The 12798-nt window shown below is 68.9% G+C and carries 11 protein-coding genes; 5 read left to right on the top strand and 6 right to left on the bottom strand.

Translation table 11 applies throughout. The features are described 5' to 3' along the window. Positions 1-18: 18 nt before the first annotated feature. Both H512_RS0103765 and H512_RS22405 read right to left on the bottom strand, forming a co-directional pair. Positions 19-1533 carry an ABC transporter substrate-binding protein gene (locus H512_RS0103765; RefSeq protein ID WP_036789897.1) on the bottom strand — a complete coding sequence of 505 codons (1515 nt, stop codon included), beginning with the start codon at positions 1531-1533 and terminating at the stop codon, positions 19-21. A 173-nt stretch (positions 1534-1706) separates the two neighbouring features. Next, the gene (locus H512_RS22405) at positions 1707-2129 is read right to left on the bottom strand and encodes an OsmC family protein (RefSeq protein WP_084798289.1); all 423 of its coding nucleotides are present in this window, start codon (positions 2127-2129) and stop codon (positions 1707-1709) included. A gap of 186 nt (positions 2130-2315) precedes the next feature. Between H512_RS22405 and H512_RS0103755 the strand changes: the two genes are divergently transcribed. Continuing rightward, positions 2316-3065 (top strand): GntR family transcriptional regulator, encoded by a 750-nt coding sequence (locus H512_RS0103755; protein WP_026782334.1) that lies wholly within the window; start codon positions 2316-2318, stop codon positions 3063-3065. A 6-nt stretch (positions 3066-3071) separates the two neighbouring features. Here H512_RS0103755 and H512_RS22400 read toward each other — a convergent pair whose 3' ends face one another. Together H512_RS22400 and H512_RS0103745 are read right to left on the bottom strand one after the other, a co-directional pair. Continuing rightward, positions 3072-4397, bottom strand: coding sequence for an FGGY family carbohydrate kinase (locus tag H512_RS22400; protein ID WP_053239529.1), 1326 nt, complete (start codon positions 4395-4397; stop codon positions 3072-3074). A 12-nt stretch (positions 4398-4409) separates the two neighbouring features. Continuing rightward, positions 4410-5207: a class I fructose-bisphosphate aldolase gene (locus H512_RS0103745; RefSeq protein ID WP_245585343.1), complete on the bottom strand. Its 798-nt coding sequence runs from the start codon at positions 5205-5207 to the stop codon at positions 4410-4412. Between the two features lie 259 nt (positions 5208-5466). Here H512_RS0103745 and dhaK point away from each other — a divergent pair, with 259 nt between their 5' ends. From dhaK to H512_RS0103725, 4 genes are all read left to right on the top strand, one after another. After that, on the top strand, positions 5467-7167 hold the full coding sequence (dhaK, locus tag H512_RS0103740; RefSeq protein ID WP_026782332.1) for a dihydroxyacetone kinase subunit DhaK: 1701 nt from the start codon (positions 5467-5469) through the stop codon (positions 7165-7167). Positions 7168-7299: 132 nt separating this feature from the next. Next, complete coding sequence (locus H512_RS0103735; RefSeq protein WP_026782331.1) at positions 7300-8241, top strand: ABC transporter substrate-binding protein; 942 nt, start codon at positions 7300-7302, stop codon at positions 8239-8241. 114 nt (positions 8242-8355) lie between these two features. Beyond that, positions 8356-9861, top strand: coding sequence for a sugar ABC transporter ATP-binding protein (locus tag H512_RS0103730; protein ID WP_245585350.1), 1506 nt, complete (start codon positions 8356-8358; stop codon positions 9859-9861). 146 nt (positions 9862-10007) lie between these two features. Beyond that, positions 10008-11018, top strand: a complete 1011-nt coding sequence (locus tag H512_RS0103725; protein ID WP_084798288.1) for an ABC transporter permease subunit — start codon at positions 10008-10010, stop codon at positions 11016-11018. Between the two features lie 94 nt (positions 11019-11112). Here the strand turns inward: H512_RS0103725 and H512_RS0103720 are convergent, their stop codons facing one another. Further along, on the bottom strand, positions 11113-11841 hold the full coding sequence (locus H512_RS0103720; RefSeq protein WP_026782328.1) for an SDR family oxidoreductase: 729 nt from the start codon (positions 11839-11841) through the stop codon (positions 11113-11115). Between the two features lie 67 nt (positions 11842-11908). Further along, entirely contained in the window at positions 11909-12787 is an 879-nt protein-coding gene (locus H512_RS0103715; RefSeq protein ID WP_026782327.1) for an L-ribulose-5-phosphate 3-epimerase, read from the bottom strand. Positions 12788-12798: the final 11 nt, after the last annotated feature.

Raw genomic sequence — 12798 nt, 5'->3', positions numbered from 1 at the left:
CGAGCGGCGCGGAAGAGATCAATCCGCCTTCTTGATGCCGTAGGCGAAGAACTGCGAGTTGAGGCCGTTGACCGGGTAGCCGCTGACCGACGTCTTCGACACCACGATCTGCGGGTAGAGATAGAGCCAGTTGCTGGCCGCGTCCTCGGCGATCTGGACGTTGGCTTCCTTCAGCTTCTCGGTCTGCTCGTCGACGGTTGCCGCTTCCTCGGACGCCTTGATCAGCTCGGCGACCTTGGGGTTGTCATAGCCCCAATAGAAGTCCGGGTTGCCATAGAAGACGATGTCGCGGTGGTTGACGTGTTCCTGCAAGGTGGCCTGGAAGTCGTGCGCCTTGTAGATCTTGGTGTACCACTCGTTGGGCGTGATGACGTTGATGTTCACCTTGACGCCGACCTTGGCCAGTTCGCCCTGCAGGAACTGCGCGGCGAGTGGATGCGGATCGTAGTTGGGCGTATCGATGGTGAAGGTGAAGCCGTCGGGATAGCCGGCTTCCTTGAGCAGTTCCTTGGCGCTTTCCGGATCGTAGGCGTCGACCTTGGTGAGATCGACGTACCAGGGATCGGTCGGCGGCACGAAGGAGCCGATCAGCGTGCCGTAGTCGCCCCAGACGGCTTCCAGCAGCTTCTTCTTGTCGACGGCGCGGGCGAGAGCCTTGCGGACCTTGACGTTGTCGAAGGGCGCGACGCGGTCGTTGTAGGCGAGGATCAGCTTGGTGGTCGACTTGCCCTCGGCGACGGTGAAGTCCGGATTGTCCTTGAACTGGGCCAGCGAATCCGGGCTCTGCACCGAGGTGATGACGTCGACGGCGCCGGTGAGCAGCGCGTTGTTGAGGGCGGTTGCCTCGGTGAAATACTTGAACACCACCTCGCCGTTCTCCGGCTTCGGGCCCCAGTACTTGTCGAAGCGCTTGACGGCGAGCTGCGAACCGCGCTGCCAGCCGTCGAGGGCGTAGGGGCCGGTGCCGTCCTCGGCGGTCTGGAGATCCTTGGCGGCGTCGTTGATCACCCAGACGTAGGAGAGATTGTAGGGCAGCGAGATCGAACGCGACGACAGCTTGACGACGACGGTGGCGTCGTCAGGCGTCTCGATCGAGGCGATCGGCTTCAGCGAATTCTTGCGCGAACTCTTGCTGTCGGCCGAGGTGACGCGCTCGATCGACCACTTGACGTCGGCCGAGGTCAGCGGGTCGCCGGAATGGAAGGTGACGCCCGGCTGCAGCGTGAAGGTGTAGGTGAGGCCGTCGTCGGACACCTTGTAGTCCTTGACGAGGCTCGGCGACACCGTGCCGTCGTCGTTGAGGCGGAACAGCGCCTCGTAGACGTTGCCGTTGAACGCCTCGTTGATGCCCTGGCCGGCGCCGGCCGTGTTGTCGAGATTCTGCGGCTCGTAGAGCGAGCCGATGGCGATGGTGGCATCAGCGCCGTCGGCGGCCAAGGCCGGTGCGGCGGCCGCCAGAAGCAGGACGGCGGCCGTGGTGGCCTTCAGGACCGAAAGGGATGTCCGGCCGGTGCCGGCGGCGAAAGCACTCATGATCGTCTCCTCGGATGCGGCCGACTGGTGCGGCGTCGTGGCGGCCAGTCTAGCCGAGGCAGGGGAAATGAGAATGTCGGAGCCGTCTCAAATGGCCGGCCGCCCGGAAACAGGTTTGCGTCGAACGCCGATACTCCGGATTATTTTACCTCTATGCACACCCATAGACAAGCTCAGGCCAGCGGTTCGCCGTCAACGATGTCGATCGCCGCGTGATAGCTGTTGCCGATGGTGCAGACCTTGTGCGCCTCCTCGATCAGCGACCGCCGTTCGGCGTCGTTGAAATCGCCCTCGATGGCGTAGCGGCAGGTCTGGCGGGCGATGCGCGACGGCGGCTCCGCCGCCTTGGCGCCGATCACCTCGACGGCGACGTTGCCGAGCCGGTCGGACAGGCCGAGGTTGCGGGCGGCGATGCGGATGCTGAGGGCGAGGCAGCCGGCCAGCGAGGCGTCGAGCAACTCCAGCGGGTTGAGCCCCTCCATCGACGGCGAGCCGGCCAGCGGCAGGCTGGCGCCGGACTTGGCGACGACGTTGCCGCGACCGTTGCGGTCGAGGCTGGCGGTGGCGCCCATCGGACGAACGCGGGTCTGCGACATGGATATCTCCTCTCCGGTTGCATCGGCCGGGAGGATAGCCGCAATACCCTGTGGTGGCGAGCGTGAGAATGCCGGGAGACGGCAGGGCACGGCCGGCCGGGTTTTCGCCCGACATGGGCCGTCCAATCTATTCAACGGCTTGCCGGTGATGTAGATTTCGTCCGGACAAACCAGACAGCCGGTATCATGGACGCCATCAATCGCACCTCCGCCGAGCCGTATTACCAGCAGCTCGGCCACATCCTCGAACAGCGCATCCGCTCGAAGGAGCTGTCGCCGGGCCAGCGCCTGCCGTCGGAGAGCGACCTCTGCCGCACCTTCGATCTGTCCCGCTCCACCGTGCGCGAGACGCTGCGCTCGTTGCAGGAGCAGGGGCTGATCCGGATGATTCCAAGGCGCGGTGCCTTCGTCGCCGAGCAGAGCGGCGGCGACTGGATGTTGCAGGTGACGCGCGGCTTCTTCGAGACGGAGGTCGACGGCACGCGCACCGTCGACACGACCGTATTCCGCAGCGGCCTCGAACCCTTGCCGCGCGAGGCGAGCGACGCCCTCGGCCTCGAACCGGGCGCCGCCGGCTTCATCCTGGAGCGGCTCCGCTGTCTCGACGGCAAGCCGGCCGTCTATTCGACCAACTTCATGCCGCCGGAAGTCGGCGCGGCGCTGGCCGGCACCGACGTGCTGCGCGGCACCCAGTCGCTCAATCAGACCCTCAGGGCTGCCGGCTACCGGATTTCCAGCGCCCGTCGCGAGGTGGCAGCCGTCGGCGCGCCGGAACTGCCGGCCCGCTTCCTGGGCCTCGACGTGCGGGATCCGGTGCTGCTCATCCGCTCGCTGTCGCGCGGCGCCGACGGCCGGCCGTTCGACTATTACCGCTCCTACGCCCGCTCCGACGTGGTGACCATCGCGGTCGAGGCGCAGGCGATGGACGGCGACTGAGGCGCTTCAGGCGACGATCTCGCCCACTTTCAGCATGCGTGCGAGATCCGGCCGGGCGCCGGCGATCAGTGCCGCGCCGAGGGCGGCGAGTTCGGGCTCGTCGATGCGGCGGATCGGACGACCGAGAACGTCGGCGCGGAGGCGCATCAGCGCGTCGGAGCGGCTCCAGCCGCCGGTCGCAAACAGCGGACCGTCGCCGACGCCGGAGGCGGCGAGGTCGTCCAGGATGCCGGCGGTGATCCGGGCGCAGGCGACGAGCACGGCCGCCGCGATGCGGCGGGCACCCCGCTCGTCGGCGCTGGCAAGGGCGGCGGCCACCGCCGCATGATCGGTCGGATCGATGGCCGGCGCCGTATCGACGGGAATTTCGGCGGCGGCAAAGAGGTCGGAGAGCAGATCGCCCGTCGGCGTCGCAATCCTGAGCGGCGCCAGCGCCGCCGCGAACTCGAACACCTTGAAGCGGGCCTCGCGGCCGCGGCGCAGCACGGAAACCGAGCGGACGATGTCCGGTCTTGGCGGGACGGAACGATCGGTCTCGCCATAGACCAGCTCGGCGGTACCGAGCGAATCGACGATAGCCGCCGGATCGAGGCGGTGGGCGACCGAGGCGGCGACCGGATGGTCATGCCCGCCGGCGACCAGCCGGGTGGCGGCGGTGGCCGCCCCGGCTTCCGTGAGACGCCCCGGCCGCATGATGCCGACCGTCTCGCCGGCCGGCAGCACCGGCGGCAGCGCCGGCGCCCGCGCCGCCGCGAGGAGGTCGTCGCGGAAGGCGCGGGCGGCAATGTCGTAGCAGGCGGTGCGGGCGGCCAGCGTCTCGCTGAGGAACGCCCGTCCCGACCACGAAGCGGCCGGAAAATCGGTGAGGGCGATCCAGCCGGCGGCCTCCGGCACGGGTCGGTGACGGGCGATCCACAGCCATTTGGCGGCGGTGCGGGTCGGCTCGAAGGCGAGGCCGGTGACATCCGCGCAGTCATGACCGGCTGCGAGTTCATCCGCCTCGGCGGCGGCGCGGTCGTCGAACCAGGGAATGACGGTGGAGAGCGGCCGCAAGGCGGCGTCGACCAGGCATCCGTCCTCGCCCACCCCGGCGGCGGCGATGGCCGAAATCGGCCGGCCGCCGGCGGCGTCCTGCCAGGCGTCGATGATCATGTCTTCGAGCGCCCGCAGCAGGACGAGCGGGTCGGCTTCGCCGGCCCGCGCGTTCGGCGCATCCCGTCCGAGGCGTGGCGTCGGGCGGCGGCGACGGGCAATAACGCCCGCCGCCTCGTCGACCAGCACCACCTTGATGTTGGTCGAGCCGACGTCGACACCGCAATACAGCCCGGACATCGCGCCCTCTCCTTACCAGTGGCGGGTATAGTGCCGGCGGGTGATGCGCGCCAGTTCGCGGATCGTTTCCTTGGCTTCCGCCTCCGGCCGCTGCCAGACCTTGCGGCCGATGACCAGGCCCTGGGCGCCGGCCCGGATCACCTCTTCCGAATCGGTCAGCGTCGACTTGCTGTCGCCGGACAGCGCGCCGCCGGCCACCACGATCGGAATGCGCAGCTCCTCGACGAGGCGGGCGGTTTCCTCGGCGCCGGGGAAGGTGATCTTGATGATGTCGGCGCCGAGGTCGAAGGCGATACGCGCCACCTCGATCTCCTGCTTGACCACCTCCGGCGAGCGCGGCACCGCCAGCAGCACCGGCTCGACCATCACCGGCATCTCCCACTTGGCGGCCTCGGAGATCACGTTGCCGATGCGCTCGCAGTAGAGGATCTTCTCCTCGTCGGAGACGTTCCAGGGCAAGAGCAGCTTGACGCAGTCGACGCCGAGGCGGACGGCGTCCTCCAGCCGGGCGACGATGGTGCCGGTGCCCTTGTCGGGCGTCTTGGTCGACCAGAAGGCGTCGATGGCCAGCACGCGGGCGAACTGCGACTGGCGGGCCAGGAGGGCTTCGGTGGCGCGGACGATGCCGGTGGTCACCATGAAGCCGGTGACGTCCTCCTGCATGTAGCTCTTGATCACGTCGACGGGCGCTTCGAGGGCTGGAACGCGGCCCCAGACGACGCCGTGGTCGACCGGCACGATCAGCGCCGCCCGGTCCTCGTGGAAAAGCCGGTTCATGCGGTAGCTCGTCGAGAGCCGGTGTTGGGCCATGGTTCATCTCCTCGTTTTGCGGGTCCTGGCGGAGGACCGTTTGAAGCGCTGATCCGGCGTCGCCATTCCTCGAAGGGGACGCGGCTCGTCGTTTGTCGGTATTGTACGGACAAAATAGCTGTACCTTTTGCGTCCCGAGGCGTCAATACCGTCTTGACAATTGTTCAGTACCGAACGTATCGTCCGTCTTGTCCGTACAAACATGACGGTGAGGAGGACCACGCAACGCCGTGGCTCACCGGTGGACGAGGAGGAAGGCGTGAAGAAGCTGATCAACGACGTCGGCGCCGTGGTCGACGACATGATCGACGGCCTCGTCCGGTCGGTGGACGGCCTTGCCCGCATCGAAGGCGAGCGCGTCATCGTCCGTCGCGACCTCGACGCGGTCCGGTCCTCCGGTCAGGTAGCGCTGGTCTCCGGCGGCGGCTCCGGCCACGAACCGGCCCATGCCGGCTATGTCGGCGCCGGCATGCTGACCGCCGCCGTCTGCGGCGACGTGTTCACCTCGCCGTCGACCGATGCCGTGCTCTCGGCCATCCGCGCCGTCGGCGGGCCGGCCGGCGTGCTGCTGATCGTCAAGTCCTATACCGGCGACCGCCTCAATTTCGGCCTCGCCGCCGAAATCGCCCGCGCCGAGGGCATTCCCGTCGAGATGGTCATCGTGGCCGACGACGTGTCGCTTGCCACCGGCGCGTCCAACGCCGGCCGGCGCGGCATCGCCGGCACCGTCCTCGTCCACAAGGTGGCCGGCGCCGCCGCGGCGGCCGGCCTTTCCCTGGGCGAGGTCGCCGCACTGGCGCGGCGGGTGAGCGCCGGCGTCGGCTCGATGGGCGTCGGCCTCACCGCCTGCACCGTGCCGGCCGCCGGCCGGCCGAGCTTCTCGCTGGCCGACGACGAGATCGAATTCGGCCTCGGTATCCACGGCGAAGCCGGCGTCCGCCGCGACCGGTTGCAGCCCGCCGGCGCGCTGGTTTCGACAGTGGCCGAGCGCATCTTCGACGATCGCGGCCTTGCGGCCGGCGACCGCGTCGTGCTGCTGGTCAACAATCTCGGCGCGACGCCGTCGATGGAAATGGCCATCGTCGCCGGCGAGGCCGCCCGCGCCGCCGAGGCGCGCGGCCTCCGCGTCGAGCGCATGTGGACGGGCGCCTTCCTGACAGCCCTCGACATGGCCGGCTTCTCGCTGTCGGCGCTCGCCGTCGACGACCCGCTCCTCGGCCATCTCGACGCGCCGACCACCGCCTCGGCCTGGCCGGTCTCGACGGCTCCGGTCAGCGTCGCGCCCTCCGTGGCGATGGCCGCCCGCCCCGACGAGGCGCTGGATAGCGCCGGTGAACCCGATCCCCGCCTTGTTCCGGCCATCGAGGCGGCCGCCCGGGCGCTGATCGCCGACGAGGCGCGCCTCACCGCGCTCGACCAGGCGGTCGGCGACGGCGACCTCGGCCTCAATCTGGCCCGTGGCGCCGAGGCGATCCTGGCCGGGATCGACGATTATCGCGCCCTCGGCCGGCCGGCGGCGCTGCGGCGCCTGTCTGCGGTCGTCCGCAAGACGGTGGGCGGCACCTCGGGCGCGCTCTACGCCGTCGGCCTGATGCGCGCCGCCGCCGTCGCCGATCAGTCGGCCGGGGAGGGCGTCGCCCTGTGGGGCGAGGCGCTGGCCGCCGCCGCCGATGCCATTTCCCGGCTGGGCGACGCCCGCCCCGGCGACCGCACCATGCTCGACGCCCTGCTGCCGGCCGCCGAGGCGCTGGCCGCCGCCGGCGACGATCCGCGCGCCGCCCACGCGGCAGCCGTCGAGGCCGCCACCCATGGCGCGGCCGCCACCGCCGCCATCGCGTCCCGGCGCGGCCGGTCGAGCTATCTCGGCGACCGGGCGGTCGGGCATCCCGATCCCGGCGCCGAAGCCGTGGTCGTCTGGCTGGCTGCGATCGGCAAGGTCCTCGGGGAGGAGGGCGCCTGATCGCCACAAGAGCTTGGCGCGGTCGTTCCGAAACTTCGGCATGATCGCCCGCGAATGCAGACCCGCGTGTCTGCCGAAGGACAGCCGGCCGCCGAGATCGCGCGCCGCGCCGTCCGAACAAGGAGGAGAGCAATGAAGCCTGCAACCCATCTCATGGCTGCCGCCGCCCTCGCGCTCGCGGCTGTGCCGGCGATCGCCGCCGACAAGGTCCCCGAACGCGTCGGCATCACCGTCGGCACGCTCGGCAATCCGTTCTTCGTGCCGCTGGTGGCGGGCGCCAAGGACACCGTGGCCAAGGCCGCTCCCAATGCCGACGTCACCGTCATCGGCGCCGACTACGACCTCAACAAGCAGGCGACGCAGATCGACAATTTCATCGCCTCCGGCGTCGGCCTGATCATGATCAACTCGGTGGACGCCAACGCCATCGCCCCGGCGATCGCCAAGGCCAAGGCGGCCGGCATCACCATCGGCGCCTTCGACGTCTCGGCCAAGGGCGCCGACGTCACGGTGATGACCAACAACGTCCAGGCCGGCGAAATCGCCTGCAAGTATCTGGCCGACCAGCTCAAGGGCAAGGGCGAGGTGGTCATCATCAACGGTCCGCCGGTGTCCTCGATCATCGATCGGGTCACCGGCTGCAAGCAGGCCTTCGCCGGCTATCCCGACATCAAGATCCTGTCGGACAACCAGGACGGCAAGGCGTCGCGCGACGGCGGCTTCGCCGTCATGCAGGGCCTTCTGACCCGCTTCCCGCATATCGACGCCGTGTTCGGGGCCAACGACCCGACCGCGCTCGGCGCCGACCTCGCTGCCAAGCAGCTCAACCGGCAGGAGATGATCATTGCCGGCGTCGACGGCGCTCCCGATGTCGTCGCCGCCCTCAAGTCGGGCGAGACCCGGATCGTCGCCTCCTCCTCCCAGGATCCCTATGCGATGGCCGCCAAGGCGACGGAGATGGCGCTCGCCGTCTTCCGCGGCGAGGCCCAGCCGTCGGAGCCGGTGCTGCTCGACACCAAGCTGGTGACCGCCGACAACGTCGGCAGCTACATCGGCTGGGACGCCGAACGCTGACGGCAGCAACGGCCGCCGCGGCATCCCCCCGCCGCGGCGGCCTCCCTCGATACCGGACCGATCGGGAGAATGGACGTGGAGCAAACCTCCGGACGGCCGGCGCCGCTTCTCGAAATGCGCCATATCAGCAAAACCTTCGGCAGCATGGCTGCGCTCAAGGATGTCTCGCTGTCGGTGGAGCGCGGAGAAGTGCATGCGCTGATGGGCGAGAACGGCGCCGGCAAGTCGACGCTGATGAAGATCCTCTCCGGCGCCTATCGCGCCGACGCCGGCGGTTCCATCCTGATCGACGGCCGGGAGGTCCATATCGACGGGCCTGAGGCCGGCCGCGCCTCGGGCATCGCCGTCATCTATCAGGAGCTGTCGCTGGCCCCCAACCTGACGGTGGCGCAGAACATCTTCCTCGGCCGCGAACACCAGCGCGGCGGCTTCACCGACCGCAAGGCGCAGGAATCCGCCTGCCGCGACGTGCTCGCCCGCCTCCGCCTCGCCTTTCCGCCGTCGACGGTGGTCTCCCGCCTGTCGCTCGGCGAGCGGCAACTGGTGGAGATCGCCCGCGCGCTGGCCTCGGACGCCCGCATCCTGGTGATGGACGAGCCGACGACCTCGCTCAGCACGGTCGAGACGGAGCGCCTCTACGAGATCATCGCCGACCTCAAGGCGCACGGCATCGGCATCATCTACATCAGCCACCGCATGGAGGAGATCTACGCGCTGTCCGACCGCGTCAGCGTGTTGCGCGACGGTCGCTACGTCGGCACGCTCGGCCGCGACGAGATCACCGCCGAGCGGCTGGTGGCGATGATGGTCGGCCGCGACCTCTCGTCCTTCTACAGGAAGGATCACCGGCCGGCCGCCGATCGCCGGACGCTGCTCTCCGTGCGCGACATCGGCGACGATAGCCGCGTCCACGGCTGCTCCTTCGACCTCAAGGCCGGCGAGGTGCTGTGCATCGCCGGGCTGGTCGGTTCGGGCCGGACCGAGCTGGCCCGCCTCGTCTACGGCGCCGATCCGCGCAAGCGCGGCACCATCGCGCTCGACGGCCGGCAGATCGACATCCGCCAGGCGCGCGACGCCATCGCGGCGGGCATCGTCTATCTCACCGAGGACCGGCGCCGGCTCGGCCTGTTCCTCGAAATGTCGATCAACGACAACGTCAGCATCAACGTTGCCGCCGGCGACGCCCACCGCGCTGGCTTCACCAACGCCGCTAAGGCGCGCCAGCGGGCCGAGCGGGCGATGAGCAGGCTGGCGATCCGCGCGCCCGGCATCGCTGCCCGGACCGGCGCGCTGTCGGGCGGCAACCAGCAGAAGGTGCTGCTTGCCCGACTCCTGGAGACCGAGCCGCGCGTGCTGATCCTCGACGAGCCGACGCGCGGCGTCGACGTCGGCGCCAAGTCGGAGATCTACCGGCTGATCGACGACCTCGCCTCGCGCGGCATCGGCATCCTGATGATCTCGAGCGAGCTGCCGGAGGTGATCGGCGTCGCTGACCGGGTGCTGGTGATGCGCGACGGGCGGATCGTCGGCGAGATCGCCGCCGCGCCGGACCGGCCGATCACCCAGGAAGCGATCATGGCCCATGCCACCGGCGCCGCCGATGGCGCGGCCGTGGCCTGAACAGGCCCGGAGCAATTCCAGCAAAAGTGGGAACCGGTTTTGCGTCCGGAATTGCGTCAAAAACAAAGAGATAGAGCATTTCCGGGCGAAGCGGACCGCGGTTCGCATGACATCAACACGATGGAGCATTTCGGTGTTTCGGCGAAATGCCGGAATGCTCGCGGGAGGTTCAGTTGACCAACACGACGAAAATCATCGATGCGCAGGCGCTTCTGCGCGCCGACCGGCTGCGGACCGCCATTCAGATCGCCGGCATGCTGCCGGTACTGATCCTGCTCTGCATCGGCTTCGAGCTGCTGTCCGGCCGCTTCGCCACCTTCGTCAATCTCTCCATCGTCATGCAGCAGGCGGCGATCAACACCACGCTGGCCGCCGGCATGACCTTCGTCATATTGACCGGCGGCATCGACCTGTCGGTGGGCTCGATCGTCGCGGCATCGGCGATGGTGTCGGTGATGGGGTCGCTGATCCCCGGCTGGGGCTATGTCGGCATTGCCGCCGGCCTCGGCGTCGGCCTCCTGTGCGGTGTCGTCAACGGCCTTCTGGTCGCCGTCGTCAGGCTGCCGCCCTTCATCGCCACGCTGGGATCGCTGACCGCGGTGCGCGGCTTCGCCCGGCTGATCGGCAACGACACCACCGTCTTCAATACGACGATGCCCTTCGCCTTCCTCGGCAACGGCTCGCTGTTCGGCGTACCCTGGCTGGTGATCATCGCCTTCGCCGGCATCCTGGTGTCGTGGCTGATCCTGCGGCGGACGGTGCTCGGCACCTACATCTACGCCATCGGCGGCAACGAGGACGCCGCCCGCCTCGCCGGCATCCGCGTCACCGCAGTGCTGGTGTTCGTCTACGCGATTTCCGGGCTGTTTGCCGGCCTCGGCGGCGTGATGAGCGCCGCCCGCCTTTATGCCGCCAACGGCTTGCAGCTCGGCCAGGCCTATGAACTCGACGCCATCGCCGCCGTCATCCTGGGCGGCACCAGCTTCGTCGGCGGCATCGGCTCGATCTGGGGCACCCTGATCGGCGCGTTGATCATCGCCGTGCTGTCGAATGGCCTGATCCTCGTCGGCGTCAGCGACATCTGGCAGTATATCGTCAAGGGCCTGGTGATCATCGCCGCCGTCGCCCTCGACAGCTATCACCGCTCCAGAGGATGACCTGACCAGTAAAAACGCGGCGGCGCACCGTTGCCGGTGCGTCGCCGTTTCGTGCTTCAGGGGGAGAGGACTTCTGGGGGAGAAGTGGGGGAGGTCAGATGTCGAACTGGGCCGGCAGGATCACCATGTCGCGGACGATGACGTTGCGCGGCCGCGTCAGCATGAACAGCACGGCGTCGGCGACTTCTTCCGGCTCGATCAGGCCGCCGGCCGCCTTGAGGGCGGCGAGCCGCTCCGGCACCCAGTCCTTGAGCAGCGCGGTGATCACCGGGCCGGGCTGGATGGCGGCGACGCGCACGTCGTGCTTGGCCACCTGGCGGCGGACGGTGTGGACGAAGGCCTGCACCGCGTGCTTGGAGGCGGTGTAGATCGGCTCGACCATCACCGGCACCACGCCGGCTACCGAGCTGGTGAACAGGATGTCGCCGTGCTTGCGCTCGATCATGTAGGGCAGAACGGCGTGGGCGGTGCGGAAGGCGGCGTTGATGTTGAGGTTCAGCATGCGGTCCCAGGCGTCGGGATCGCCGGTGGCCGCGTCGCCGCCGATGTAGGCGCCGGCGTTGGCGTGGAAGATGTCGAGCTGGCCGGCCTTGTCGAGGATCTGCGGCAGCATGGTGGCGACGCTCTTGGGGTCCAGGAGGTCGATGCGCACCGGGAAGGCGGCGGCGCCGATCTCGGCGCAGGCCTTGGCGAGACCCTCTTCGTCGCGGTCGACGATGGCGACCCTGGCGCCGGCCTCGGCCATCGCCTTGGCGGACGCCAGACCGATACCGGAAGCGCCACCGGTGACGGCGGCGACCTGACCCTTGATACTCACAGCCATTTCAGTCTCCTTTCGTCCGTCTCCGACGGACATTCGCTTTGTTTGTTGGGCGTTTCCTCAAGTGCTTTCATGCGGCCGGCAACAGGCCGCCGAGGCGCATCTGCTCGATCATCCAGCGGCGGGCCGTGGCGATCTCCACCACCGGCTCGTCGGCCTTCTCGGTCCACATCTCCATCAGGAAGGGGCCGCGGTAGCCGAGATCGGCCAGCGTGGCGAAGCAGGCTTTGAAGTCGACGCAGCCTTCGCCGAACGGCACGTCGCGGAACTGGCCGGGGAAGTCGGCTGTGACCTTGCGCGTGTCTTTCAGGTGGATGGCGACGATGCGGTCGATGCCGCCCCGAAGCTCGGCGTCGACGTCGTTGCCCCAGGCGGTGAGGTTGCCGAGGTCCGGGTAGACGCAGAAATAGGGCGAGCGGATGATGTCGTCATACTCGCGCCAGCGGGTGATCGAGTTGATGAAGGCGGTGTCCATGATCTCGACCGCCAGCATCACCTGCGCCCGCGACGCCTCGCGCACCGACCATTGCAGCCCCTCGATGAAGCGCTCCTTGGTGCCGAGGTCGGCTTCCTCGTAGTAGACGTCGTAGCCGGCGAGCTGAATGGTGCGGATGCCCAGATCGACGCAGAGATCGATCGCCCGGCGCATGACGTCGCGCGCCTTGACGCGGGTGGCCGCGTCGCGGCTGCCGAACGGGAAGCGGCGGTGCGCCGACAGGCAGACGCTCGGCACGGTGATGCCGAGGTCGCGCACGGCGGCCGAGAAGGCGGCGCGCTCGGCCTTCGACCAGCTGAGGCGCGTCAGGCGCTCGTCGGTCTCGTCGATGGACATCTCGACGAAGTCGAAGTCCAGCGCCTTGGCCAGCGCCAGCCGCGCCGGCCAGTCGAGGTCCTTGGGCAGCGCCTTCTCATAGATGCCCAGCGGGTTGGGCAGCGCCTCTCGGGTCACGGTCTTGCTCC

The sequence above is a fragment of the Pleomorphomonas koreensis DSM 23070 genome (assembly GCF_000425185.1).
GTDB lineage: Bacteria > Pseudomonadota > Alphaproteobacteria > Rhizobiales > Pleomorphomonadaceae > Pleomorphomonas > Pleomorphomonas koreensis.
Note: the sequence above shows the minus strand (reverse complement) of the source record. Positions and strands in the feature narration are given on the sequence as shown.

Coding starts and splice junctions, on each gene's coding strand:
- H512_RS0103765 (WP_036789897.1), bottom strand. CDS start 1,533: ATGAGTGCTTTCGCCGCCGGCACCGGCCGGACATCCCTTTCGGTCCTG.
- H512_RS0103720 (WP_026782328.1), bottom strand. CDS start 11,841: ATGGCTGTGAGTATCAAGGGTCAGGTCGCCGCCGTCACCGGTGGCGCT.
- H512_RS0103735 (WP_026782331.1), top strand. CDS start 7,300: ATGAAGCCTGCAACCCATCTCATGGCTGCCGCCGCCCTCGCGCTCGCG.
- H512_RS22405 (WP_084798289.1), bottom strand. CDS start 2,129: ATGTCGCAGACCCGCGTTCGTCCGATGGGCGCCACCGCCAGCCTCGAC.
- H512_RS0103730 (WP_245585350.1), top strand. CDS start 8,356: ATGCGCCATATCAGCAAAACCTTCGGCAGCATGGCTGCGCTCAAGGAT.
- H512_RS0103755 (WP_026782334.1), top strand. CDS start 2,316: ATGGACGCCATCAATCGCACCTCCGCCGAGCCGTATTACCAGCAGCTC.
- H512_RS22400 (WP_053239529.1), bottom strand. CDS start 4,397: ATGTCCGGGCTGTATTGCGGTGTCGACGTCGGCTCGACCAACATCAAG.
- H512_RS0103745 (WP_245585343.1), bottom strand. CDS start 5,207: ATGGCCCAACACCGGCTCTCGACGAGCTACCGCATGAACCGGCTTTTC.
- H512_RS0103725 (WP_084798288.1), top strand. CDS start 10,008: ATGCCGGAATGCTCGCGGGAGGTTCAGTTGACCAACACGACGAAAATC.